Origin of the sequence: Larkinella arboricola (assembly GCF_003259745.1) — a bacterium.
Taxonomy (GTDB): Bacteria; Bacteroidota; Bacteroidia; order Cytophagales; family Spirosomataceae; genus Larkinella; species Larkinella arboricola.
Genome location: NZ_QLMC01000001.1, coordinates 1,628,669 through 1,653,904 on the forward strand (window position 1 = coordinate 1,628,669; position 25,236 = coordinate 1,653,904).

At 53.8% G+C, this 25,236-nt stretch carries 19 protein-coding genes and 1 pseudogene; 13 read left to right on the forward strand and 7 right to left on the reverse strand.

Features of this window, described 5'->3' with window-relative positions; all coding sequences use genetic code 11:
- Window positions 1–182: 182 nt before the first annotated feature.
- Together LX87_RS06430 and LX87_RS06435 are read left to right on the forward strand one after the other, a co-directional pair.
- Complete coding sequence (locus LX87_RS06430) at window positions 183–1,496, forward strand: aminotransferase class V-fold PLP-dependent enzyme (RefSeq protein ID WP_111627300.1); 1,314 nt, start codon at window positions 183–185, stop codon at window positions 1,494–1,496.
- Window positions 1,497–1,550: 54 nt separating this feature from the next.
- Window positions 1,551–1,925 (forward strand): hypothetical protein, encoded by a 375-nt coding sequence (locus tag LX87_RS06435; RefSeq protein WP_146624435.1) that lies wholly within the window; start codon window positions 1,551–1,553, stop codon window positions 1,923–1,925.
- Window positions 1,926–2,111: 186 nt separating this feature from the next.
- Here LX87_RS06435 and LX87_RS06440 read toward each other — a convergent pair whose 3' ends face one another.
- Window positions 2,112–2,546, reverse strand: a complete 435-nt coding sequence (locus LX87_RS06440) for an OsmC family protein (RefSeq protein WP_111627302.1) — start codon at window positions 2,544–2,546, stop codon at window positions 2,112–2,114.
- 187 nt (window positions 2,547–2,733) lie between these two features.
- Between LX87_RS06440 and LX87_RS06445 the strand changes: the two genes are divergently transcribed.
- The 10 genes from LX87_RS06445 (at window position 2,734) to LX87_RS06490 (ending at window position 14,572) form a co-directional block, all read left to right on the forward strand.
- Window positions 2,734–3,477, forward strand: a complete 744-nt coding sequence (locus LX87_RS06445; RefSeq protein WP_229310562.1) for a hypothetical protein — start codon at window positions 2,734–2,736, stop codon at window positions 3,475–3,477.
- A gap of 137 nt (window positions 3,478–3,614) precedes the next feature.
- Entirely contained in the window at window positions 3,615–4,493 is an 879-nt protein-coding gene (gene lipA / locus LX87_RS06450) for a lipoyl synthase (protein WP_111627304.1), read from the forward strand.
- A 109-nt stretch (window positions 4,494–4,602) separates the two neighbouring features.
- Window positions 4,603–5,814, forward strand: a complete 1,212-nt coding sequence (locus LX87_RS06455; protein ID WP_111627305.1) for a lycopene cyclase family protein — start codon at window positions 4,603–4,605, stop codon at window positions 5,812–5,814.
- 225 nt (window positions 5,815–6,039) lie between these two features.
- The gene (locus LX87_RS06460) at window positions 6,040–8,577 is read left to right on the forward strand and encodes a DUF7133 domain-containing protein (protein WP_111627306.1); all 2,538 of its coding nucleotides are present in this window, start codon (window positions 6,040–6,042) and stop codon (window positions 8,575–8,577) included.
- Window positions 8,578–8,620: 43 nt separating this feature from the next.
- On the forward strand, window positions 8,621–9,679 hold the full coding sequence (locus tag LX87_RS06465) for a sugar phosphate isomerase/epimerase family protein (RefSeq protein WP_111627307.1): 1,059 nt from the start codon (window positions 8,621–8,623) through the stop codon (window positions 9,677–9,679).
- An 8-nt stretch (window positions 9,680–9,687) separates the two neighbouring features.
- A complete protein-coding gene (locus tag LX87_RS06470) occupies window positions 9,688–10,473 on the forward strand; it encodes an SDR family NAD(P)-dependent oxidoreductase (RefSeq protein ID WP_111627308.1) in 786 nt (261 codons plus the stop codon).
- 72 nt (window positions 10,474–10,545) lie between these two features.
- Window positions 10,546–11,838, forward strand: coding sequence for an MFS transporter (locus LX87_RS06475; protein WP_111627309.1), 1,293 nt, complete (start codon window positions 10,546–10,548; stop codon window positions 11,836–11,838).
- A gap of 173 nt (window positions 11,839–12,011) precedes the next feature.
- Complete coding sequence (locus LX87_RS06480) at window positions 12,012–12,785, forward strand: SDR family NAD(P)-dependent oxidoreductase (RefSeq protein WP_111627310.1); 774 nt, start codon at window positions 12,012–12,014, stop codon at window positions 12,783–12,785.
- Window positions 12,786–12,929: 144 nt separating this feature from the next.
- Complete coding sequence (locus tag LX87_RS06485) at window positions 12,930–13,763, forward strand: ion transporter (protein ID WP_111627311.1); 834 nt, start codon at window positions 12,930–12,932, stop codon at window positions 13,761–13,763.
- Window positions 13,764–13,885: 122 nt separating this feature from the next.
- Window positions 13,886–14,572 carry a hypothetical protein gene (locus LX87_RS06490; protein WP_111627312.1) on the forward strand — a complete coding sequence of 229 codons (687 nt, stop codon included), beginning with the start codon at window positions 13,886–13,888 and terminating at the stop codon, window positions 14,570–14,572.
- A 71-nt stretch (window positions 14,573–14,643) separates the two neighbouring features.
- Here the strand turns inward: LX87_RS06490 and LX87_RS06495 are convergent, their stop codons facing one another.
- The 3 genes and pseudogenes from LX87_RS06495 to LX87_RS29475 all read right to left on the reverse strand — a co-directional run.
- Entirely contained in the window at window positions 14,644–17,628 is a 2,985-nt protein-coding gene (locus LX87_RS06495) for a PVC-type heme-binding CxxCH protein (RefSeq protein WP_111627313.1), read from the reverse strand.
- A gap of 53 nt (window positions 17,629–17,681) precedes the next feature.
- Window positions 17,682–19,346 (reverse strand): 3-keto-alpha-glucoside-1,2-lyase-like domain-containing protein, encoded by a 1,665-nt coding sequence (locus tag LX87_RS06500; RefSeq protein ID WP_111627314.1) that lies wholly within the window; start codon window positions 19,344–19,346, stop codon window positions 17,682–17,684.
- Window positions 19,347–19,404: 58 nt separating this feature from the next.
- A pseudogene (locus LX87_RS29475) lies at window positions 19,405–19,482 on the reverse strand (hypothetical protein); the annotation flags it as partial.
- Between the two features lie 192 nt (window positions 19,483–19,674).
- Here LX87_RS29475 and LX87_RS06510 point away from each other — a divergent pair.
- On the forward strand, window positions 19,675–20,667 hold the full coding sequence (locus LX87_RS06510; protein ID WP_111627315.1) for an alpha/beta hydrolase family protein: 993 nt from the start codon (window positions 19,675–19,677) through the stop codon (window positions 20,665–20,667).
- A 420-nt stretch (window positions 20,668–21,087) separates the two neighbouring features.
- Here LX87_RS06510 and LX87_RS06515 read toward each other — a convergent pair whose 3' ends face one another.
- The 3 genes from LX87_RS06515 to LX87_RS06525 form a co-directional block, all read right to left on the reverse strand.
- The gene (locus tag LX87_RS06515; RefSeq protein WP_111627316.1) at window positions 21,088–22,422 is read right to left on the reverse strand and encodes a bile acid:sodium symporter family protein; all 1,335 of its coding nucleotides are present in this window, start codon (window positions 22,420–22,422) and stop codon (window positions 21,088–21,090) included.
- Between the two features lie 54 nt (window positions 22,423–22,476).
- A complete protein-coding gene (locus LX87_RS06520) occupies window positions 22,477–23,205 on the reverse strand; it encodes a D-lyxose/D-mannose family sugar isomerase (RefSeq protein WP_111627317.1) in 729 nt (242 codons plus the stop codon).
- Between the two features lie 89 nt (window positions 23,206–23,294).
- Complete coding sequence (locus LX87_RS06525; protein WP_111627318.1) at window positions 23,295–25,184, reverse strand: exo-alpha-sialidase; 1,890 nt, start codon at window positions 25,182–25,184, stop codon at window positions 23,295–23,297.
- Between the last annotated feature and the right edge of the window lie 52 nt (window positions 25,185–25,236).

Below are 25,236 nucleotides of genomic sequence, written 5' to 3' on the forward strand. Positions count from 1 at the left end.
TTCCCCGTGTCTTTTGCCACAAGTACGTAAGTAGATGATTATTCCTTTTTGCTTTACTGAACGGTTGTGGCGCAAAACAAAGGCTCTATTATTGCATTTTTTGCCTTTAGATTATTTGGTTATAGTAGGCGCGTGCCGATTTTATTTGTACCTTGTGCCCCGATCGCCATATTCCCCAAACCATGACCAGTCGTCGTACTTTCTTTCGTCAGCTCAGCACAGCCGCTGCTGCTCCCTTTGTTTTACCGGACTTTATGACCGAAACCAACCGCACGCTGCTGCAACGGCTGGAAACCACGGGCAGTCCGCAGCAAATCGCGCAGGACGAAGATTTCTGGTCGTGGATCAAAGCTGAATATACCGTTTCGCCTAACATTCTGAACCTGAACAACGGGGGCGTTAGTCCGCAGCCCAAATCGGTGCAGGATGCGCACATCCGGTTCTATCAGTACAGCAACGAAGCGCCCAGCTACTACATGTGGCGTATTCTGGATCAGGGCCGGGAGTCGCTGCGGGCGAAGCTGGCCGATCTGGCGGGTACCTCGCCGGACGAACTTGCCATCAACCGGAATGCCACGGAAGGACTCAATACCATTATTTTCGGTCTGACGTTAAAACCGGGCGATGAGGTGGTCCTCTCCAAACAGGATTACCCAAACATGATGAACGCCTGGAAACAGCGCGAGAAACGCGACGGTATTAAACTCGTGTGGCTCGATCTGAAACTGCCTTCCGAGAACGATGATGATCTGGTGAAACAGTTTACCAGTGCGTTTACCAGCAAAACTAAAGTGGTGCACGTCACCCACGTCATCAACTGGACAGGCCAGATCATGCCGGTTCGCAAAATTGCCGATGCCGCCCACAAAAAGGGAATTGAAGTCATCTGCGACGGCGCCCACAGCTTTGCACACCTCGATTACAAAGTGCCCGATCTGGGCTGCGACTACTGGGCCACCAGCCTGCACAAGTGGCTTTGCGCGCCCTTTGGCAGCGGAATGATGTATATTAAAAAGGACAAGATTAAAAATGTCTGGGCGCTGCTCTCCAATACCGACCCCGACGGGGCCGACATCCGGAAATTTGAATCGCTCGGAACCCGTTCTTTTGCTGCGGAAATGGCCATTGGTACGGCGGTTGATTTTCACCTCGGTATCGGCGCGGCCCGGAAATTTGCGCGATTACATTACCTGAAAAATTACTGGGCTGAGAAGGTCAAAGACGTTCCCGGCGTCCGGTTATACACGTCCCTGAAACCCGAGTTCGCGGGTGCGCTGGCCGTGGTCGGTATCGACGGGATCAAGGGGCCCGAGCTGGAAAGTCAACTGTTGGGCACCTACAAGCTGCACACGACTCCGATTTCGCTGGGCGACATCAACGGCGTGCGCGTGACGCCCCACGTATACACAACGCCCAAGGACCTCGACCGGCTGGTGGTGGCTATCACCGAACTGGCGGGCAAACAGGGACTGGCCGGTAAACAAAAGAAGAGCTGATCAAGGTATCACGGTTGTTGGGTTTCCTTCGTTATGGAGGAAAATCCGGACACCATGAAAAGACTTTCCGCACTCATTTTCTTTTGTACCTTATCCTTCCAAACCGTTGCCCAGCTGATTGTCAATCGCGTCGATATTAATCAACTGGATATTGAATACTGTCAGTTGATTTGCGAATACCCCGGTTTAGGTGGTAAGGCCAGAATTTATGTCGATTACGGACAGGCGGATTTTCGGGAGGGCCTGAACAGCGAACTACGTAGCCTCAACGCAGAAGGAGAGCCAACGGAGCGGTTCCTGACGGTGATGCAGGCCGTTAATTTTGTTGGGAAACAGGGATGGGAGGTTGTTTCCTTTCAGGTGACGCACGCTGGCTCGGGTTCATCCAGCCAGTTCATTTACGTAATGCGGAAAAAACGGCGCGGATGACATCCGATTCAGACGGCTGAGCCAAGTCATCTGTGTCACGGCTTTTCTACCGCATTTCGCTCCGGAACATCGAAAAAATATTCCGGAGCGAAATCACCGTCGGCGGGGTTAACAGTCCGGTTGGTGCTTCCTGCAAAGAAAACATCGAGGAGATAAAACCGGCTTTTGCACCAGGAAGGCCGTGAATCAGGCGCTGACTTTTTCTACTTCTTTCCACTCAAACCGGACTACCTGCTCCAGATCCGGATGCAGGCTGATGGCTACCGGGCAGGTGTGGGCGATGTTTTCCATCTTGGCGCGGTATTCTTCCGTGAAGTGATCCGATGATCCCATTACAATATCAATTTCAATCCGGACAATCCGGCGGGGCGTGTCTTTCGACATTACCTTGGTGATGGTCAGATCGCTGGTGGGCAATTCAATCCCGTCGCGCCGGGCCACAATGCCCATGGTGGTAATGATGCAGCTGCCTAAGGCCGTGGCTACCAGATCAGTAGGAGAGAAGGCTTCACCCTTACCGGTATTGTCGGTGGGGGCGTCGGTCAGAATCCGCGTGCCGGATTGCAGGTGGGTGGCTTCCGTGCGTAAGTCGCCTAAATACGTCGTATGAACCGTGGGCATGATACCAGAAACTAAATTCCTGTTAGTGAATGAATGGAAATGGAAAAATATATATTGATTCACGCAACCATCCAATAGCTCAGCCCGTTACTCAATCGTGCAGCGAGTTGGAATTGTCGGAACCGATAATTTCCTAGTGTCAAAGTAAACTGTTATTTTTATCCTTACAAAAGTTTCTACTACGACCGTGTCACGAATTCTACCGATATTTTTTTTAATGAGTCTGGTGCTGTCGGTGAGCAGCGCGCGGGCTCAGAACACCGATACCGACGAGGATAAATATTCAACCGTGACCACCTATGGCGTCACAACGAATACGAACTCCGGGATTCTGGGCGGGTTTGTTTTTCGCCATTCGAAAGTGCTGCCCAATCTGTTTCAGGGCAAACGGCAGTTTCGCTATATGGCTCTGGAGATTGTCAACGTAAAGCACCCGAAGGAAGTGCAGTCGCAGACGCCCTATTCCGGACAACGGTATGTGTATAACAAGCAGAATTATCTGTTCGTTGTTCGGCCCCAGTATGGTCGGGAAGTGTCGCTCTTTACGCGCAATGCCGACGAAGGCGTTGCCATCAACGGTATTCTGGCCGTCGGGCCTTCCATCGGTATCATCAAACCGTATTACGTTCAGTATTCAACCAGCCCGGGCCAGGTCGATACCCGCCCGTTCGATCCGACACTGCAACCCGAACTGATTGTGGGTTCCGGCAGTTTCTTTCAGGGCTTTTCCGAGTCAAAACTGACCGTGGGCCTGAACTTCAAAGCCGCTGTTTCATTTGAACTGAGCGCGTTCCGCAACAACATGACGGGGCTGGAAATCGGATTTCTGGCGGAAGCCTTTCCAAAAGAGGTCGTCATTATGAATAACGCCAACAACCGCAGCGTTTATACGTCCGGATTCATTACGCTGTACTTCGGGAACAAAAAATAACGAATAGGAAGCAGGAGAAAAACCGTTCTGAAAAGACCTTTCGGGCCGTTCTCCCGCTTCCTTTTTCCTTTCCGGCTTTTTCCCGAACTTTACTCCCCGAAAATCCATTGTGTAGTAAACTGGATTGAGGTTTTGCTATGATCGAACTTCCCGTAATACCCTCCGAACAACAGCGAAAAAAACGTCCCGACTGGCTGCGGGTAAAACTGCCCATTGGCCCCGAATACGCCAAGGTTCGCAAGCTCGTTGATACCTATAAATTGCACACCATTTGCGAAAGCGGTAACTGTCCGAACATGGGCGAGTGCTGGGGCGCAGGCACGGCTACTTTCATGATTCTGGGCAATGTCTGCACGCGGAGCTGTACCTTCTGCGCCGTGGCAACGGGCCGCCCGAACGAATACGATACCGACGAACCCCGCCGGGTGGCCGAAGCCATTCTGCTGATGAAGGTTAAACACGCCGTTATTACGTCGGTAAACCGCGATGAACTCAAAGACCGGGGTGCCGAAATCTGGTACCAAACCGTAAAAGCTGTAAAAGAAGTATCGCCCACCACGACCATTGAAACGCTGATTCCGGATACGAAAGGAAACTGGGAGGCTCTGACCCGGATGATCGAAGCCGGTCAGGAAGTGGTTTCGCACAATATGGAAACCGTCGAACGGCTCTACCGCCGGGTGCGTCCGCAGGCTCGCTACGAACGCAGCCTGGAGCAGATTCGCCGGACGAAAGAATTTGGTCAGCGCACCAAATCGGGCATTATGCTTGGTCTGGGCGAAACCGCCGACGAAGTGCTGAAGGCCATGGACGATCTGGTGGAGAACGGTCTGGACATTCTGACGCTGGGCCAGTACCTGCAACCGACCAAGATGCACCACGAGGTTATTGAGTGGATTCATCCCGAAAAGTTTGCCATGTACCGCGAAGAAGGGCTGAAGCGGGGTCTGAAATACGTTGAATCAGGTCCGCTGGTGCGTTCGTCGTACCATGCCGAACGGCACGTCAATGTGTAAGTAACCCGCAAAGGGGATAAACAGACAGGGAGGAACAGAAAAGAGGATTTTACGTCCTTTTTCGGTTCCTCCCTTTTTCGTTTGCGGCTTTTTCCCTTTCTTGTTCTGAATGAAACGATACGACTTCATCATTGCCGGGGGCGGAATGGCCGGGTTGAGTCTGGCTTACTACCTGAGCCAGTCGCCCCTTCGTGACCGTTCCATTCTGATTCTTGACAAGGAAAATAAATCCCGTAACGACCGGACCTGGTGTTTCTGGGAAGAGCAGCCGGGGCCTTTTGAACCGATTCTGTACCGAAAGTGGAATACCGTCGAGTTTTTTGGAACCACCTACCAGGGCCTGCTCGACATCGGTACGTACCAGTACAAAATGCTGCGGGGAATTGATTTTTACGATCACCTCAAGCACCATCTGGCCCAGTTTCCGTCCATCGAGATCCGGCAGGCCACCGTCAACCGCGTGAAAGACACGCCCCAGGGTGGCTTCGTCATTGCCGACGACGAGCCGTATATGGCCGATTATGTATTCGACAGTACCCACGCGCTAAAGCTTGATCAACCCGAAAACCACAACCTTTTACAGCATTTCAAAGGCTGGACCATTACAACGGAAAAGCCGTGTTTCGACCCCACCCGGCCCTGTATGATGGATTTTCGGGTGGAGCAGCACAACGACTGCCGGTTTGTTTACATCCTTCCGTTCGATGAGCGGACGGCTTTGGTCGAATACACCATTTTTAACGATCAGCTTCTTTCGGACGAAGAGTACGAAACGGCCTTGCGCGGCTATATCGACCGGTTTCTGGATACCGGAACCTACACCATTCAGGAAAAAGAGTTCGGCGTCATTCCGATGTCCGACGAACCCACCACCGAGCGGGCCGGCAGGCATGTCGTCCGGATTGGCACGTCCGGTGGTTACACCAAACCGTCTACCGGCTATACGTTCCAGCGAACGCAGCGGTATCTGCACGAAATTGTTCAGAATCTGGTCCGGAATGGCAAACCCAAACGCCGGAAATCGTGGTTCCGTCAGGGTTTCAAAATGTATATGGACAGCGTCCTGCTGAATGTACTGCAATACCACCGTCACCCCGCCGATGATGTATTTACCCGGCTGTATCAAAACAACGCGCCCGCGCAGATTTTCCGGTTCCTGGACGAGGACACTACCTTTGCCGAAGACCTTAAAATCATGACTACCGTGCCGATGGGGGCCTTCACCATTGCGGCTTTCGACGTTATCCGGAAGCGGGTGATCCGCGCTTACCCGGACGGAATCCGGCCCCGAAATAAACACTGGTTGCCGGGGAAAGCATAAAATGCAGGCAAACGCCGGTACTCATAGATCTTTAGTGAGTACGCTGAACTTAACCCTGATTAGAGACGGAATTACCGTTTTTCTTCCTGCTTAATAGACCGCAAGCGTCAGTTGACACTATTTCCAAAATCAGGTGAGGCAACAATTACGGCGGCTTTATGAAATTCGCATGAGTAGTAATTTATAAATGAATCTTTATTATGTAATACTGACAAACGATTTCTCATGCGTCGGCGCGTTAACTTAATCTATTTGCTTGGAGTTGGCCTTCTGGGCCTGTTAGGCTTTGTGACAATGCGGGAAGACGGCCCTTCGCCGGTTCGGACACCCGCCGAAGAACTGGCTACCTTTCAACTGGAACCGGGGCTGAAAATTCAGCTCGTTGCCTCCGAACCGATGGTGCAGGACCCGGTCGTGATCACGTTCGATGAGGACGGTCGGCTGTGGGTGGTCGAAATGCGCGGATTCATGCCCAACATGGACGGCACCGGCGAAGAGCAGCCCATTGGCCGCATTTCGGTACTGGAAGACACCAACGGCGACGGGCAGATGGACGCCAGCCGCGTTTACCTCGATAGTTTGGTGCTGCCCCGCGCCCTGGCGCTGGTGCCGGGCGGAGTGCTGGTGGTGGAAAACAACAAGTTGTGGATGACCAGCGACCGCGACGGTGACGGAAAAGCCGATACCAAAACTCTGATTGATCCGCAATACGCCGGAAACGGGCTGCCCGAACACGCCCCCAATGGCCTCTGGCGCAGCATGGACAACTGGTATTACAACGCCAAATCGCGGCTTCGCTACCGGCTGAACAACGGAAAGTGGGAGCGCGACAGCACCGAATTTCGCGGGCAGTGGGGCATCAGTCACGACGACGAAGGGCGGCTTTATTACAACTACAACTGGTCGCAGCTCCACGCCGATCTGGTGCCGCCCAACTACCTGACCCGCAACAAAAATCATACACCCACCACCGGCATCGACCACGGTTTAACCCTCGACCGGCGCGTCTATCCGCTTCGGCCAACGCCCGCGGTGAATCGGGGCTATATTCCCGGAACGCTCGATAAAGAAGGGCGGTTGCAGGAATTTACGGCGGCCTGTTCACCCCTGGTGTATCGGGGAACGGCCTTACCCAAAGAATATTACGGCAATGTGTTTGTCTGCGAACCGGCCGGAAATCTGATTAAACGCAATCGGGTGGAGAAAAACGGTATTATGGCGTCGGCGCAGGACCCGCACCCCGGTCGGGAATTTCTGGCTTCGACCGACGAACGGTTTCGGCCCGTTCACCAGACCACGGGACCGGATGGGGCGCTGTACGTGGCCGATATGTACCGGGGCCTGATTCAGCACAAAGCTTATGTAACGCCCTACCTGCGCGAACAGACCATCAACCGCGGACTGGTCTTGCCGGTCAACCGGGGCCGTATCTGGCGGATTGTGCCCGAAAACTGGACGCCCACCAAACCGGTTAAACTGTCGAAGGCTTCCTCCAAGGACCTGATTCGGGAACTGTCGCACTCCGACGGCTGGCACCGGGACATGGCCCAGCGGCTGTTGGTGGAACGAAACGACAAAACCGTGCGCCCGGCGCTAATCAAACTGGCCCGGAACGGGGAAAATCCATTGGGCCGGTTTCACGCGCTCTGGACGCTGGATGGTCTGAAACTAAGCGACGCAACGCTTCTCTTCGGCTTGTTGTCGGATCAGAACCCGCTTATCAAAACAACGGCCCTGCGGCTGCTGGAACCGATGGCGAAAGCGGATAAAGCCGTTCGGGCCCAGCTGGAAACACAACTGCTGAAGAGTTGGCAAACCGCGCCGATTGAGCAGATCCTCCAGATCACGTTCACCGCCGGAACGCTGGATGCTAGGGCTGCGCACCCGTTGCTGGCCGGTATTGTCAACCTGTATGGAGGAATGGCGCTGATTCGGGATGCAGCCCTGAGCAGCCTTCAGAATCAGGAGTTTGCTTTCCTGCAAACCCTGCTCAAGAATCCGGATTGGCAGGCGCACGAACCGTCGAAGGAGATTTTTCTGGAAATGCTCACCACGTCCATCGTCCGGAAACGGAATCCCGCCGAACTCACCGCCCTGCTGACGTTGCTGAACCGGGAATCGCTGGGCTGGCAGGAAAAAGCCGTGCTGACGAGCATGGCCATACAGGGAGGCACAACCAAGAAGCCGATCCAACTGGCGTCGGCACCTACCATCTTAACACGTACCGATTTGGGCATTGACCCAACCCGACTGGCCTCCCTGTCCGCGCTGTTCGAATGGCCCGGTCATGTAGCCGTCAAGGCCAACGCTCAGAAGAAAAGCTTGCTGAGTGACGAAGAACAGAAACTGTTTGCGTCGGGGCGGCAACTCTACCTGAATACCTGCTCGGGCTGCCACGGGACCGACGGGGGCGGACTAAATCGGTTTGGGCCACCGCTGGTGGGGTCTGATTGGGTGCTGGGCGACGAAAAACGGCTGGTACTCATTCTGTTGCACGGTATGGAAGGGCCGGTGGAGGTTGCCAAAAAGGTGTATAACGCGCCCGATATTCTGCCTGTTATGCCGTCGCATTCAACGATGGACGATACTTCCATTACCGCCATTTTGACGTACATCCGCAACGAGTGGGGCAACAATGCCGGCCCGATTGGTCGCCGAACCGTGGGCATGACGCGCGTAACCTCGCAGGGCCGGGTGGTGCCGTGGACGGCTAAAGAGTTGAATGCCTATATGCTGGAAACCAAAGCGCCCGACGGAAAGTAAAGGCAACATACCCGTTCAAGAACTATTCCAACCCGATACCTGTATGGACAGACGAGAATTTTTACAACGGTCCGCCGTCGGTGCTTTGGCGCTCTCGCTGCCGGAAATGCCTGCTTTTCTGAAGGGTGTACCGATGGGTGTGGTGGTTCATTCCTACGCCAGTCGCTGGAATGCGAAGACCGAAAGCCAGAAATACCCCGGTTTTACGAACGCGCTGGAACTGATTGATCACTGCAAGGCCATTGGTGCGGGCGGGGTGCAGACCATTGTGAAGGACTGGTCGGCGGATTTTGCCAGAAAAGTGCGCGAGGAACGGGAAAAGACGGGTTTGTATCTGGAAGGCTCCATTGGCGTACCCAAACATACCGGGCAGGTGGCGGCTTTTGAGCAGGAAGTGATCAACGCCAGAGAAGCCGGAGCCACGGTGTTGCGAACGGTTTGCTCGACGGGTCGACGCTACGAAACCTACCATTCACCGGAGGAATGGCAGACGCTGAAAAAAAACGCCCTGACCTCCCTGCAACTGGCCGAACCCGTGCTGCGTAAGCACAAGGTCAAACTGGCGGTGGAAAACCACAAGGACTGGCGGGCTAACGAACTGGTGGGCATTCTAAAGCAGATCAACAGCGAGTGGATTGGCGTAACCATCGACTTTGGCAACAACATTGCGCTGCTGGAAGACCCCATGCAACTGGTGGAAACGCTGGCCCCTTACGTCGTCAGCACACACGTCAAAGACATGGGCGTTCAGGAATACCCGGACGGTTTTCTGCTGTCGGAAGTGCCGCTTGGTTACGGTATTCTTGATCTGCCAAAGATGGTGGCGGTTTGCAAAAAACACAATCCGGCCGTGACGTTCAACCTGGAGATGATTACCCGCGATCCGCTCGAAATACCGTGTCGGAAGGAAGCCTACTGGGCCACGTTTGACGGTATTCCCAAAGCGGATATGGACCGGACATTGCGCATGGTCAGACAGCATTCCTACAAAGCCGGTCTGCCCCGGTTTGCCCAGCTTCCGGCCGAAGATCGGCTGGCGGCTGAGGAGAAAAATATCGTTTCCTGCCTTTCATACAGCAGCAATAAGCTCGGACTTAAGTAAACCCTGGAATGACAAAAGAAATACTACCTGGAATTAAGCAATTTGATTTAACCGGAAAAGCCGCCATCATCACGGGCGGGTCGAAAGGATTGGGGCTGGCGATGGCCGCCGGACTTGCTTCGGCAGGTGCTAACCTGTTGTTGGTCAACCGAACGGCGGAAGAGGGGGCCAGAGCCGCCGAGGAACTCAGCAAGGATTTTGGCATTTCTGCGCTATCGTTCAGCGCTGATATTACGGATCAGAAACAAACCGAAACGATGGCGAAAGCGGCCCTGGATGCGTTCGGACGAATTGACATCCTGATCAACAGCGCCGGAATCAACATTCGGGGGCCGATTGACGAGGTGGCGCTGGCCGATTTCAACAAAGTGATGGAGGTCAATGTAACCGGCACGTGGCTCTGCTGCCGGGCTGTTACGCCGTTCATGAAAGAAGCCGGGCGGGGCAGCATCATCAATCTGGCCAGTACGCTGGGGCTCGTGGGGTTGTCAAACCGGACGCCCTACACGTCCAGCAAAGGCGCGGTGGTGCAGATGACCCGGGCGCTGGCGCTGGAACTGGCCCCATTCAACATCAACGTCAACGCCATTTGTCCGGGACCGTTCCTGACGGATATGAACGTGCCGATTGCCGACACCGATGAGGGTAAGAAATTTGTGGTGGGAGCCACGGCACTGGGACGCTGGGGCCAGCTGCGCGAAATTCAGGGAGCCGCCATTTTCCTGGCCAGTGATGCCGCTACCTACATGGTTGGCTCGATGCTGACCGTCGACGGCGGCTGGACGGCGAGATAGTTTGCGTGCTTTACACCGGGCCCGTAATCCGGTGTAAAGCGAATACCGTACAATCCTAAACCGAAAACTGAAATGGAACAAGTCGTTGTCAGTGCCCCACGAAGCCGGGTACGCTACGGAATGCTGGCGCTTGTGTTCGTCAACGTCGTCATCAACTACCTCGACCGGAGCAATCTGGCCGTGGCTGCGTCGTCGCTCAGCAAGGATTTGCAACTGTCGTCTGTTGAAATGGGCTACATTTTTTCGGCATTCGGCTGGACGTATGCGATCTTACAGGTGCCGGGCGGGTTGGTGGCTGACCGGTTTGGACCCCGTGTGTTATACGCTTTCTGCCTGATTACCTGGTCGCTGGCTACGGTATTTCAGGGGTTTGCGCGCGGTTTTGTCAGTCTGTTTGGGCTTCGGCTGGCAACCGGCGCGTTCGAAGCGCCTTCGTATCCGATCAATAACCGGATTGTAACCAGCTGGTTTCCGGACAATGAACGGGCTGCCGCTACGGCCATGTATGTGTCGGGGCAGTTCATTGGTTTAGCCTTTCTAACCCCGGTTTTGGTAACCATTCAATATTACGCGGGCTGGAAAGGGTTGTTTTTTATCACCGGTCTGGTGGGGTTAATCTGGGGTGTTATCTGGTATTTTTTGTACCGCGACCCGTTGGAACATCCGGGTGTCAATCAGGCCGAACTGGAATACATTGAAGAAGGGGGCGGTTTGTTCCGGGGGCAAAAAAGAGGAGCTACAGCCGCTAAAGTGTGGAGTGCGGCAAACCTCAAACTGGTTCTCAGTGGCCGGACATTGTGGGGTGTTTATCTGGCCCAATTCGCGGTTAACGCCACGCTCTGGTTTTTCCTGACCTGGTTTCCGACCTATCTGGTCAAATACCGGGGGCTAGATTTTATCAAATCCGGTTACTTGGCTTCCATTCCGTTTTTAGCCGCCTGTGCCGGGGTGCTGCTGTCCGGTTTTCTATCCGATAATCTGGTGAAAAAGGGCTGGAGCGTAAGTGCCGCCCGCAAAATGCCGATCATCGTTGGCCTGATTCTATCGGTCAGTATTGTCGGAGCCAACTACACCAACGATACAGCGTTTATCATTTTCTTCATGGCTTTCTCCTTTTTCGGTGCCGGAATGGCCTTAATCTCCTGGGTTTTCGTATCCTTACTGGCACCCAGACACCTGATTGGGCTGACCGGTGGCGTTTTCAATTTTATGGGCAACCTGGCGTCAATCATTGTTCCGATTGTCATTGGCTATCTGGCGAAAGACGGCGATTTTAAACCGGCGCTGGTCTTTATCGGGGCATTGGGCTTGGTGGGAGCCTGTTCCTATATTTTTCTGGTTGGCAAAATTGAGCGGAGGGGGTGAGTGGGACAAGATAGATAAGAGATAATAGACATTAGACAAGAGACAGGAGATAATGGACAGGAGAGGGTAGACAGGGCAAATTGACAGGAGAAGGCGAAACCGTGAGGCCATCTTTCTTCTCGCGTCTATTGTCTTTGGTCTGTCCTCTCTTGTCTGTTTCCTCTACGTAAAATATGAGCAATACCATTTATTTTCCTGACCGGTTTAAAGGTCAGGTCGCTATTATTACCGGCGGTGCCGACGGGTTGGGGAAATCCATTGCCGGGCGGTTGGGCGCCGAAGGCGCGTCGCTGGCGCTGTTTGATCGGAATGCGTCCTTACTGGAACAAACGCAGCAGGAGCTGACGGCCCTGAATATTCCCGTTCGGACGTATACCGTAGATATTTCTGAGGAAGAAGCCGTAAAAACTGCGGTGGCGCAAACCGTGGCGGATTTTGGTAAAATCGACGTGCTGGTTCATTCGGCGGGGATTGTCGGGCCGACCAGTACAAACATCACGGCGTACGAAACCGCTGATTTTGCCAAAGTCCTCGCGATTAATCTGTTTGGCAGTTTTTTGATGACCAAATACACGGTTTCTCACATGGCCGAACGCGGCTACGGCCGGATTCTGCTGATTGCTTCCATTGCGGGCAAAGAAGGCAATCCGGGCATGGTGGGGTATTCGACCAGCAAAGCAGGCGTAATTGGTCTGGTCAAAGCCATTGCCAAAGAGTACGCTACTGCCGGCATTACCGTCAACGGTCTGGCTCCGGCGGTGATCAAAACCGCCATGAATGCCGATACCGCGCCCGAACAACTGGCGTATATGACCGCCAAAATTCCGATGGGGCGACTGGGCGAACCTGACGAAGTTGCCGCTATGTCCACGTTCATTGTCTCGCCGGAAAACAGCTTTTCGACCGGTTTTATTTACGACATTTCGGGCGGGCGGGCCACGTATTGATCGTTCGATCAGTCCGGATACGGTTTTTCTTTTGCCGCGAATCAGAAAGAGGAAATAACCGCCCCGATTCCTTTTATCCCTAACTTGTACGATTGTTGTATGTGTTTTCGGAAATCCGAATCATTTTGACAAACGAACAGTCGTATGCCGTCAACAGATACCAAACGTCCGCGTACTCCGTGGCGCAGTCGTTTACACGAGGTTATTTTCGAATCAGATACACCCGCCGGGAAAGCGTTTGATATTGCGTTGATCGGGAGTATTCTGGTGAGTGTCACCGTGGTGATGCTGGAGAGCATGGCGAACGTACGGGCGCGGTATGGCACCCTGCTGATCCAGGTGGAATGGCTATTTACGGTATTGTTCACCATCGAATATCTGTTGCGGTTATTGAGCGTGAAACGGCCATTACATTACGCAACCAGTTTTCTGGGCATAATCGATATTCTGGCTATTCTGCCGACCTACCTGAGTCTTTTTATACCGGGTACGCAGTATCTGTTCACGATCCGGATTCTGCGTTTACTGCGAATTTTCCGAATCCTGAAGCTTTCCGAATACCTGTCGGAGGCTTCCATCATTGTTACGGCGTTAAAGGCCAGCCGCCGAAAAATCAGCGTGTTCATTCTAACGGTTCTGACACTGGTGACCATCATCGGCTCCATCATGTACATCATTGAAGGCGAAGAACACGGTTTCGACAGCATCCCGACCAGCATTTACTGGGCCATTGTGACGCTAACAACCGTCGGCTACGGCGATCTCTCTCCGCAGACCCCGGCGGGCAAGGCGCTGGCTTCGCTGGTGATGATCATTGGCTACGGGGTCATTGCGGTTCCTACCGGTATTGTCACGGTCGAGATTTCGCAGGCTGCCCAGAAGTTTCAGAAGGTGTCGGCCCAGTCCTGCCCCTCGTGCGGACAGGAAGGGCACGATGCCGATGCGGTTTTCTGTAAGTACTGCGGCCACCATTTATGACGGGTAGGGCAGTGTTCCAATGGCCTGACCGGCGGGGTTTGTCGTCTATTTTCCTTCGGCCAGTTACAACCTAATCCGTAGAGGCCGGGTCCGATCTATAGAATACAAACCCCAATTAACCCATGAAAGTAAACCTTATTGGATTCCTGCTCTTATTACTCACCCTGGCTGGCTGTCAATTCGAATCACCGGAAAACCCGCTAACAACAGGCCCGGAACCCGAACCGTATAAAATTGTCCGGGACAGCATCCTGACAGGTATGTATTTAGACATTGCCATCAACGAAGATGCGGCTTCGGTCTATGCCAAAATCCAGGCTCTGCAAACCGCCAAAGACATTGCGGGTCTTCATGTCGTCAGCAATATCTTTTCGGATCTTCGCATCCTTGAAAAACGGCTTCCACTCTACCAGTACATTCTGCTCGACGAGAAACCGGGCACGGGTTCGGGCGTGCAGATAACCACCGAAGCACAGGTGGTTAAAGCCATTTATCTGAACGATGGCAAGAAGCTGAGTCAATGGCCCGAAAAAGGCAATGCAAGCTCGTCCGTGCGAATTGGCGACTCTGTTGCATCGTTGTACCAAAAGCTATCCAAGATCAGTACTATCAGTACTTATCGGAACAAATTTCAGTGGATTTCGCTGCTGACCAAGAACCTCGCCACGGGTTACGATGCGGGTATGAGTCAATCCCCACAATGGTATTTCGGATATTCAACCGGCACCGACCAGATGGATCAGATTCAGGTTCATTTTCAGGGTGGTAAGGTCAGTAAAATCTACGTAGACCACTATTCCAGGTACTAGTATGAACGGTTTAAACCGTTCAAGGCCCTCCCCAGACACCCGATGATAAATAAGACCTGTCTTAACAGGTCTTATTTATTCCCCAACTCGCTCAGATACCGGATCAAATCCCGTACATCGTCCTCCGAATAGGCATCCAGCAACCCCGTGGGCATCAGCGAACCGGTTTCGGTTTGTTTCGCCATCTCTTTCTTTGGAATGATCCGGGTTTTGGGTGAATCCGTGGTTTTGATATGCACCACTTCCGGCGTTTCGAATACCTTGATGCCCTGAATCAGTTCGCCTTTTTTCGTTTCGACCTGCACCCGGTTGTAGCCTTCCTTGATGTTCTGGTTCGGCCACAGTACTTCCGTAATCAACTCCCGCGACGACAATCCCCGGCCCACCGCCGACAGGTTCGGGCCGATGGTGCCGCCCTGACCGTTGAGCGCGTGGCAGGCTGCACAGCTTGGATTTGCGCGGTAGATCAATTCCCCGCGTTTGGCATCGCCCCGTTCCTGAACGGCTTTGGCCAGCTTTTCGACGTATTCCGGACTGTATTGCCGGGAAAGGATCGTTCGTTCTTCGGCCATTTTATTCAGCCGGTTGCTGAGTTCGGGCGCGTCGATGCCCTTGATCGCCAGGGCTTCCAGTGCCAGTCGGGCCTGCGGTTTGGAAAGCGCAGTTTTGCTCAGTTGAGCCGTTAGTGCTTTAATCCCGCCCCGCTGATCGATAAGTGGCGTGATGACATCCCGCATGGTGTTCGCGGTCAGGCCAGCGCCCTGCATTTCTTTCACCGTCGCTACGGCGGCTTGCGTCACATCCAGTTCGCTCATGCCCTGTAAGGCGGCCAGTCGGATCATGGTAGGGGTTTCGGATGTAGCAACCAGCTTTTGCAGCAAAGGCAAAACCGGGCGACCTTTCAGTTCAACCAGCGCCTTCAAACCCTCGGCCCGGACGCGCGGATTTTGCTGACTGTTCATCGTCAGCGTGTTAATGGTTGGCGTGGCGGATTGAATTTTCCATGCTTTTACGAGCTGAATGGCAGCTATCGTGACGTCGGCGGTTTTTGACGAAAGACTTTTCTGGAGATAACTGGCGGCTAAGGGCGTTACGGTTTGGGCTTCCAGTTTGCTCAGGTTTTCGAGCAGCCTCGCATCGGCCTGAGCCGAAGGCTGGCTCAGCACAAACTCGATATCAGGTGTTTTGCCAATTGTGGCCAGACTAAGCAGTAAATTCCGCCGAACCTCCGGTTGCAGGTTATTAATACCGGCCAGCTTCCGGTATTGCTCCGGTATGTACCACGAAGGGGGCAAGACGCTCACGAGCCAGGCCTGATGCAACGGTTTTTTGAATGTAAGCCTGCCGGTTTTTAACGCCGGTTCCCAGGCTTCCTGCAACGCATAAGCGGTTTTGGTAAGTGCATACCGCAGGAATTTGTCCATCGGACGGTATAATACCTGCGTCGCCAGCGCCATCGCTTCCGGTTTGGGTACGTTGCTGACGGCCACCAGAGCTTCCAGCCGAACCCGCGCGTTTTCGTCCTGAATCAACGGTTCCAGCACGGCCAGCGGGTTTGGTAGTCGGTCGGCCCAGCGCCCGGCGACGTGGGCGGCATAGGCCCGTGCGCCCGGTTCTTTTCCGGTTGCCAACTGCTGAAGCAGATCTTCATAGACCAGTTCGTGGCTTTCAAAAACGCCGAGCGCTTCCATCAGATGATGCTCGTAATTCGGCTCATTCCGGTTTAGTTTTTCAACCCATTCGGCTAAAGCCGGTCGAACTTCCGTGAGCGGTTTTTCGGCCAGCAACCGCTTCACCTGATACCGTATCCAATGCTCGTCAGATTTCAGGTAGTCCAGCAAAGCCGCAGCGGGTTGTCCGGCCAGTTTCGGCGGTTGAACCAACGGGCGACCGGTGGCCGTGATGCGCCAGATGCGTCCGTGCATTTTATCCCGGTCCGGGTGGCGCATGGAAGCCTGGTAGTGGCCGATAATGGGGTTGTACCAGTCCAGGACATAAAGCGCCCCGTCGGGACCGATTTTAATGTCGATAGGACGAAAACTGCGGCTGCTTGAACTCAGGATGGGATCGAGTTGCCGGGCCACATACCCCGACGAATCGTCCGTTATCCGCATGCGCTCGATCTTGTTGTTGTAATAACCGGCCAGAATGAAATCCCCTTTCAGATCGTCTGGCAAGTGTTTGGTGCGGATCATTTCGATGATGGAGCCTTTGATCACCAGCTTACCGATGGGAGGGAGGAGGGCGCGGTGGGCGGTTTTGACCAGACCCGGAACCGTATAAAACAATTCGGGGTCGTTGGCTTTGTGGAACATTTCGCCCCACTCGCCGAAGTTCATACCCCACGGATTGACACTGGCTGTGGAGCCGTCCAGAAAATTGTCGAGCTGACGGCGTAGTGGCCGATACCGCCAGATGGCCGCCCGGTCGGCTTTCTGGACACCCCAGGCCGTTTCGACCCGGCTGTAAATGCTGTGGCCCTGCGAAAAGAACAGCTCACCGCCCGGACTCCAGAGGAACGAATTGATGGTCTGGTGGGAATCATGCGTCCCAAAACCCGACATCAGCACCTCCTGCGTGTCGGCTTTGCCATCGCCGTCGGTATCTTTCAGGAAAACCAGTTCGGTTTGTTCGCCCAGATAGACCCCGCCGTGACCGAGTTCAAAACCGAGGGGCATCATCAGATTGTCCGCAAAAACGTACGACGTGTCGGCCTTCCCATCGCGGTTACGGTCTTCGAGGATGATCAGCTTGTCAAACGGTTTTTTGCCGGGTTCCAGTTGCGGATAGGAGGGAATGGTCAGTACCCACAAGCGGCCTTTTTCATCCCACCGCATGGCGCAGGGATCGGCAATACCGAGTTCTTCGGACGCAAATAGCTCGATTTTATAGCCGTCGGCAAGCTGGAAGGATTTGAGTTCGGCGGCCACCGAGTTATCGCTTTCCGCCGGAGAAACTGACATCGGATTGATGTTCTGAGCCAGACCCCAGTTGATTTGGCCGACAAAAAGGAGGATGGCTAACGGGAACGTAACGGTTTTAGGAACAAGAGTCATCAGATACAAAATTCAGGGAGTAGGAAATAGGTCTTTGGATAAAAAAAGCCGCTTTATCGAACCGGTGCCAGCTTCTTCTGTTCGTCCACAATGCGCTGTTCGGCTTCTCGGATCAGCGGTTCGAAGGTTTTCATTTCTTCGGGAAAAATCCGGCGGGTTTTATCCTGCCAGTCGTGGCTGAAGGGCTGCGTTGTTCGGTCACCGTTCAGAAAGGCCCAGTTGCTGGGCCGCCAGTAGTTGAACCACAGCTCGTTTTTCGTCAAGACTTCCTGGCGCAACGGGTTCAAGGGGTTGAGGAGCCGTCCGGGGCGGTTCAATGCTTTCATAATCAGGGTTGCTACCAGATCCTGGCCGGTAAAACTCAGGTGAATACCGTCGTGAGTGAGCGGGCTAATCATGAATAACTTTATCCCATCGATTTCCAGGGTTCCCGACCGGCTCAGGCGTTTGCCATCGTCCGTTCGGATCACGGTTGCCGCTAAAGCCTGAAGGGGATGAAACAGATCAATGTAAAAGTAGCCTTCGGTTTCGGCCAGTTGTTTAATGGCATTGGCATACTGTTCGACGGGCGCGGTTGCCAGCGGGTTTGCCGGTTGTTCCAGCCGGGTCTGGTATAAAAGCCTGGGTTCAAACGGAACGGGCGAAAGTAGAATGATCTGCCGATCTGGTTTTCGAATGCTGTCGAGCAGTTGCCGGTATTCGTCGATGAATTTCGGGAGCGACTTTTCACCCCCCAGCGACTCCATTTGTCCAAATTGCGCAAATACGACGTTAGCGCCCAAGCTGTCCAGATTTTTGCTCCAGCTGCCAAAACCAACATCACGGAATTGTTCAAAAACCGTGTCGCCATCCCATCCCAGATTCCAGATGCGGAGTTGGGTGGTGGGGTGGGCTGCGTACAGCAACGTTTCCAGAATACCGTCTTTGCGCATGGCGGCTATGTTGGCTCCCCCCGCAAACGCGATGATGTCGCCCGACCGGAATATCGGGATGGCATTGCCTTGGCGTTTGTCCAGCGGTAGTTTCAACTGTTTGTTCAACTGGGCTTCGGTCAGACCGGCCAGCTCTACCTTGGGGTTGTGGACCAGCTTGTTGATCTTATACATCACGGTTTGAGGTTCTCCGCTGTGAATCTGGAGTGCAATGTAGCCCGACGCATCCCCGCCGGGGTCTTTGATAGCCACCGCCAGTTTGCCGTTGATGGCCGTCCAGATCCGGTCGCCGACGGCCAGAATCTCGTAGTGATTCCACTGACCGCGTTTGACGGCTTTTTCGCCCCGGTCCGACCAGTCCAGTTTCTGCCGCCCATGTTCGTGGTACAGCCGCCCCCAGACGTCCTTGCCCATATCGGCCTGGTAGCCCAGCGCCTGACCGGATGCATCGGCTTTCCGGGAGCGAAACTGAATCCCGGCATTGCAGTCGTCCGGTTCGAGTTTAACGTCGATACTGAGGTAAAAATCCGCTACTTTGACCGACGACCACAGGAATTTGTTCTTCTCGACTTTCTGCGTTGCGTGGCCCACAATGGCCCCGTTTTTTACCGACCAGTATTTCATGTCCGCAGCCGACCAGCCGGTTAGATCCCGGCCGTTGAAGAACGTTTTGTCAACCCGGGGCTGTGCGTGGCTAACAAAAACCGTCAGTCCGAAAAAGAGCGCGAGCAACGGATGTAAAAGGGAGCAACGAAAACCGTTGTCGGCGGTTGGGAAAAAGTCCATGCGTATATCGGGTTAAAGGAACCTCCCCAATGACCAATTGGGGAGGGGTTAATGATACTTAATAGCCCGGATTTTGCTTCAGCTCCGGATTGATGATGATTTCGCTGATGGGAATCGGGTACAGTAAATCCCGCTCCGTGACGTTAAAAGCCGTCGCGGCTGGCCCACTACCCGCGGGGTAATAATATTTCTGCGGATTGGCTTTTGGAGGCCGTAAGAACTTGGGATTTTACCAGCACTGGTGTTTCTTGCATACGGGTTAAAAACCGGTTTCCTGCCCGTGCAAGGCTGACCCGATCGCAACGTTTTCCATTCATTTTGTTTCCGTATGAAGGTTTTCTGCCGAGTCATCACGAGTTTCCTCCTGCTAGGTTATTGTCACACTTCGTTCGCCCAAAAACCGGAGAGTGCAGAACCCTATATCCGGTTCGACGACACCCGGAATGTTACCTGGCCTTCCGACTTTGAAGTGGTCGGCATTCCGTCTACGGCGGATGGGCAGGTTCAGAAAGCGTATTTCTACAAGACCCGATCGGGGCGCCCGGAACCCCTGATCATTTCGCTGCACACCTGGAGCGGGGATTATGCACAAAAGGATGATCTCGCGGCTCTTTGTCAGCAACGCGATCTGAATTACATTCATCCGGATTTTCGCGGGGCCAATAAATCGCCGAGTGCCTGTTGCAGCGAGCTGGCTCTGGCCGACATTGATGATGCCATTGCGTTTGCGCGGAAGCACGCCCAGGTTGATACCAGCAAAATCTACGTGATTGGCGTCAGCGGGGGCGGTTATGCCACCCTGAGTACGTTCATGAAATCGAAGCACCCGGTTCGGAAATTCTCCGCCTGGGCGTCTATTGCGGACCTGGAAGCCTGGCACCGGGAAAGTACCATTCTCAGGAACAAGTATGCTGCGGACGTCATCGCCTGCACGGATTCCGGGGAGGCCCTGAACCGGGAGAGTGCCCGTCGAAGGTCGCCCCTGTACATGAAAACGCCCGTGAAACGCTTAAAAACCGCTCAGCTTTCCATTTATGCGGGTATTTACGACGGTCTACAGGGCAGTGTGCCGATTACGCATTCCATCAATTTTTACAATAAGCTGCTGACGGATCTGGCGGTTTCGGACCGTTCCCGGTATGTATCGGATCAGGAAAAGCTACACCTGCTCGAATTGCGGCAACCCCTGGGAAAACTCGGAACGATTGCCGACCGGCCGATCTGTTTGAAAAAACGGTCCGGTAATCTGACCTTAACCATTTTCGAAGGCAATCACGAGATGTTGACCGAATATGCACTGAATGAACTCCTGAACGAATAAGTCCGAGGACTTATTTTTTCGTTAACCGGAATCATATTACGGCTGTAGGCAAAGCGTACTTTTGTCCGGCTTTCGATCTCGGTAAGTGCCTTTTGCAACGGTATATTGTCAGCCTTGAGAGTGATCGTTTTTCAGAGATTTTTGTTGCTGCATAGAGGGAGTTTAGAGGGTTTTGGAATACTACTGGTTTCTGATTTACTCTGCATTACGACAGCCTTCGCCATTGATTACAATGTTGTCGCCTTGCATTTCGTAGGTGGCTTCGACCATCTGGGTGGTTATATCCAGAATCTCCGATAAACGATTGTGATCAAAGGTCGCTTTCAGGCGGCAATTGGCTACTCGGCGTTGTGGCTACGCTCGTCTTCATTCCCTAGTACATCCCAACAAGTCTGAAGGCTATTGTGGGTAGAACGCAACTTACCGGCTTTCTTTTTCCAGTTCATTTACGGTTTTAGGCAAAATGGACGAGTCGGCACCGACATGGGGGCCGACGGGCCGTTTCCGGAACCAGTTTGCCAGCGCCGAACCGGTCACATTCTGCAACGGGCCGAAGATGGCAGATGCCAGGCCGAGGGTGGCTACCTTGCCCATTTTCAGCGCCAGACCGGTGGCAACTCCGCCGTTTTGCATCCCCACTTCAAACGCGATGGTCCGGCGGTCACGCTCGGGTAAGCCGAACAGAAAAGCCGTGAAATAACCGACGCTCAGACCGATGACGTTGTGCAAAAGGCAAGTGATAATCAGCAAACCGCCCACTTGCAGCAGATTGTCGCGGCCCGATGCCGTGATGATCACGGTATTGATGACAATGCCAAGCATGGCGACAAACGACAGCGCGCTTTCGATCATGGGCCGGTAGATATTCCGGGCGTTTTTCAGGAGAATCGCACTGATCATGGGAAGCAGGTAGAACCAGAATGCGGACGTGAGCAAAGCCGTCAGAAAACCGGTCAAGTCGGCGTTGGTCACGAACATCATGATTACATTCGTCACCAGAATAACTCCGGCAAAAGCCAGTAACTGAATGGTTTTGGCGCGTTTGGTTTCATTGCCGAAGTAAAAGAGGTTGAAAATGAAACCGGCCACGACCGGGATGATAATCATGTTGGTGATGTCGATCATCATGTGTGCAATGTCGATTTCGACGTACTGACCGCCCAGCCACTTCATCAGAAATGGCGTAATAAACGGCGACAGCAGGGTAGAACACGCACCGATGGTGACGGCCAGCGCCAGGTTGGCACCCGACAGATACGACATGACATTGGACGCCATCGCACTGGAAACGCAGCCGATCAGGATGACGCCCCCGGCAATTTCGGGCTCAAAATCAAATAGGTGTGACAGGCCGAAACCCACCAGCGGCATAACCATGAAATGACAGCAAATGCCGATGAGTACGCCTTTGGGCATTTTAACGACGCCCCTGAAATCATCGAAACTCATGTGCGATCCCATGCCGAACATGGTCAGTTGCACAAAAGGGACAATCAGCCGTTTCAGTTCGAAATTGCCAACGGTGAAGAAATAACCGGGGTAAAACATCGCCACCGTCACAGCCGCCAGAATCCAGACCGTGTAGGAAAATCCTTTGAGCTGGGCAAATCCGTGAAAACCCAGCGCCAGCAGCACCAGCGCGAGCATCAGGACCGGGCCCGTTGCGGTTTGGTTATCGGAATAATGCGAAATCGCCGAACCAGAAAAAGCCAGGCCTGACAACGCCAGCAGGAGAACAGATAAACGACGGGGCATGATGGGTTCAGTTTAAGGGTTTACCGGAGCGCGGTTTGAGCAACCGATAGGAATTTATGCAGTAAGAAGTTCGGCGGTAGCCGCTGGATACTCATGGCAGAGGAAATACTTTCGGGGTTCGTCCTCCTCGATTTCCGGAAACCGTACGCCGTAATCGACTAGAAAAACGTTGTCGTTCAGATCATCGCAGACGCTGGAAATCTCGGCGCTGAGTGTGTAGCCAACGCCGTCGATCTGCCAGCCCGTGCCTTCTTCGCCCCAGAACTGGTGAATGGTGCGCGGATGAATGGTCAGGCTTTCGCCCGGTCGTAAGCGCACAATCTCGCCCGGTCCCAGCCGCCGGGTACAGCCATCCACCTGCGTCAGAAACGTCTCGTTCGACGGGTTTCCTGCTGCGTCGGCTTTGGTGAGTTGCACCAGCACGTTGCCGCCCGCCCGGCAGATAATGTCTTCGCGTTTCGACAGGTGGAAGTGGGCCGGAGCGCGCTGGTTTTCCGGGTCGATCAGCCACTTTTCGGCGTATTGTTTCGGGTAATCCGGGTGGTTGGTCCGCCCGTTGCGAACTGTAAACAGGGTTCGGCCAATGTTGTGGAAATCTTTGCTGCCAAAATCGGTGACATCCCAACCCAGCATACAATCGCGGATTTCGTTGTATTCGGGACCGGCCCGACGCCAGTGGTCAACTGTCCAGTGGGCGAAAGGAGGGAGTTGCATACCAAAATGGGCGATGACTTCCTGGGCCGTAGCAATGCTGGCGTTCACGATGGAGCGTGTTAATTTCATGAGAATAGTTTCGTTCGTTTGATTTTTGAAAAAGCGATGCCTGACTCCCAGTTCGGGAGTGCGCAGGAGAGAATAAATGGGGAGCCGCTTTACGGCGTTTTCTTCCGGGCGTTGAAGTTCCCGACGGCTTCCGATACCGTCAGGGCACGGTTGTAGATCGACAACTGGCTGACCTGTCCGCTAATCGATGCGCCAATGCGGATTTGCGAAGCCCCGGCCACCGATTTCAAATACGCATTGAACCGGCCCCAGCCAAATTGCCGGGTGTCACCCCCGTCGTTCAGAACGCCATCAACCACAAACGCGATGATGTGCGGTCCACCATCGACAATCAGGCTGACATGGTGGTTCTGATTGGGTTTGAGTAATCCTTCATCACAGGCCCAGGTTGCCTGCGTCCGCCCGTCGTTCATGGCGAGTTCAACGGTTTTTTTGTCCGTCGTTCGCACAAACCAGCCTTTACCGGTGGAGTCGCGGGCGTCGAGCAGAATCTGGTTTTCGGACAGATTGGCGAGGTTGAAAGCCAGATCGACCGTAAAACCGTTGGGGACGTTCACGCCCGGTTGCTCCAGCTTTTTGGTGTCGCGTTTGTAAAATTCGGGCAGCGTTGGAGCCGCGACGGTTTGCGGGAAATTTCCCGATTGGTACGTCCAGTTGGTGACCAGACCATCTTCCGTTTTCTTCCGGTTGTCAAACTGATTCCACAAATTCGTCAGCAGTTTTTCGTCGATTTTATGGACGCGGGCAATATCCTTCTGGGTTTCCGTAATGTAATAGGCACCTTTATCTTCCACCAGATCGGGGTAGCTCATCCGAATCAGCGGGTCTTCGTCGTACAGCAGAACTTCGGGCTGGGTCCATTTGATGATTTTCCCTTTGGGCGAATCAACTTCCACTCCGCCCATCACCCAGGCCGGATTGCGGTCCTCATAGGCGATGCTCCGGCGTCGGGCGTGTTCCCGGATAAACCGTCCGCCGTGGTTATGAAACCAGTAAAGGTATTTTCCGTTTTCACATTTCCAGACAAAATTAGCCGCCCGGGGGTGCTTGACCAACTGGCCGTTGGCGTAGCGCAGATATTGGGGTGGCTCCCAGGTATGCCCGGCGTCGCGGCTATAGGTATACGCCGGATGCCCGTCGATGGTCCGGTAGACACAATAAAACGAACCGTCGCTCAGGATGGTAAAACTTTGTTCTTCGGCAATGGGGCCACCGTCTTTGGTGGGCGTTCGCAGCCCGATTTCGCCATCGGGCAGGGTATTCCATTTTGCTTTCGCGGGATCTTTTGCGGTCAGCAAATCGGGACTTTGCAGCAAAGCGCCTTCGCTGGAGGTGAAAAAACCGTCGCCAAAACCGCCCACTTTGTGAACGGGCACATACGCGGATTGCTTATACGCGAACGCCCGTCCCACGTTCCAGAAGTATTGAATTTTGCCCTGATACGGGTTTTTCTTATCAATCTGGAAATTCCGGATCGGAATCGTAATCCGGTTGGCCGACCAGGTTTTACCGTGATCATCGGAATATTTAAAGACAAAATAGCCCTGGCTATCAACACGTTTTACCAGACCGTCTTTATACGGCGGATCGTCGCCTTTCACCGCCCGAATGTTGTCGGTATTGTGGTTATAGAAAACAAAAATCCGGCCCGACGGCGCTTTGAGCAGCACGGCATACGACGCTTCCGGACCATCGCCGGGTTCCACGTCGCGTTTGTCGATCCAGGTTTTGCCCTGATCGAGACTCCGCTGGGTAATGATGTGCTGGCCCGAAGCGCCTTCGTGGCCGGTGCCGGTGGTCAGTACACACAGCCAGGCTCCGTCGTTGGTTTTAACAATGTAGGGCTGATCGCTGTAGGTTTCGTCGGGAATAACCGTTCCGGTTTTAATATCCCGCCAGTCCTGCTGGGCCAGCAGCGGGGTGGCAGCAGCCAGAATTAACGCGAGATAGAGGAGGGTCCTTTTTAGCTTTACGTGCATTGTTTCGACGGTTTAAGGGTAAAAGCCAGCCGCTCCGCCGGACTACCGATGA

Coding starts and splice junctions, on each gene's coding strand:
- LX87_RS06430 (WP_111627300.1), top strand. CDS start 183: ATGACCAGTCGTCGTACTTTCTTTCGTCAGCTCAGCACAGCCGCTGCT.
- LX87_RS06435 (WP_146624435.1), top strand. CDS start 1,551: ATGAAAAGACTTTCCGCACTCATTTTCTTTTGTACCTTATCCTTCCAA.
- LX87_RS06440 (WP_111627302.1), bottom strand. CDS start 2,546: ATGCCCACGGTTCATACGACGTATTTAGGCGACTTACGCACGGAAGCC.
- lipA (WP_111627304.1), top strand. CDS start 3,615: ATGATCGAACTTCCCGTAATACCCTCCGAACAACAGCGAAAAAAACGT.
- LX87_RS06455 (WP_111627305.1), top strand. CDS start 4,603: ATGAAACGATACGACTTCATCATTGCCGGGGGCGGAATGGCCGGGTTG.
- LX87_RS06460 (WP_111627306.1), top strand. CDS start 6,040: ATGCGTCGGCGCGTTAACTTAATCTATTTGCTTGGAGTTGGCCTTCTG.
- LX87_RS06465 (WP_111627307.1), top strand. CDS start 8,621: ATGGACAGACGAGAATTTTTACAACGGTCCGCCGTCGGTGCTTTGGCG.
- LX87_RS06470 (WP_111627308.1), top strand. CDS start 9,688: ATGACAAAAGAAATACTACCTGGAATTAAGCAATTTGATTTAACCGGA.
- LX87_RS06475 (WP_111627309.1), top strand. CDS start 10,546: ATGGAACAAGTCGTTGTCAGTGCCCCACGAAGCCGGGTACGCTACGGA.
- LX87_RS06480 (WP_111627310.1), top strand. CDS start 12,012: ATGAGCAATACCATTTATTTTCCTGACCGGTTTAAAGGTCAGGTCGCT.
- LX87_RS06485 (WP_111627311.1), top strand. CDS start 12,930: ATGCCGTCAACAGATACCAAACGTCCGCGTACTCCGTGGCGCAGTCGT.
- LX87_RS06490 (WP_111627312.1), top strand. CDS start 13,886: ATGAAAGTAAACCTTATTGGATTCCTGCTCTTATTACTCACCCTGGCT.
- LX87_RS06495 (WP_111627313.1), bottom strand. CDS start 17,628: ATGACTCTTGTTCCTAAAACCGTTACGTTCCCGTTAGCCATCCTCCTT.
- LX87_RS06500 (WP_111627314.1), bottom strand. CDS start 19,346: ATGGACTTTTTCCCAACCGCCGACAACGGTTTTCGTTGCTCCCTTTTA.
- LX87_RS06510 (WP_111627315.1), top strand. CDS start 19,675: ATGAAGGTTTTCTGCCGAGTCATCACGAGTTTCCTCCTGCTAGGTTAT.
- LX87_RS06515 (WP_111627316.1), bottom strand. CDS start 22,422: ATGCCCCGTCGTTTATCTGTTCTCCTGCTGGCGTTGTCAGGCCTGGCT.
- LX87_RS06520 (WP_111627317.1), bottom strand. CDS start 23,205: ATGAAATTAACACGCTCCATCGTGAACGCCAGCATTGCTACGGCCCAG.
- LX87_RS06525 (WP_111627318.1), bottom strand. CDS start 25,184: ATGCACGTAAAGCTAAAAAGGACCCTCCTCTATCTCGCGTTAATTCTG.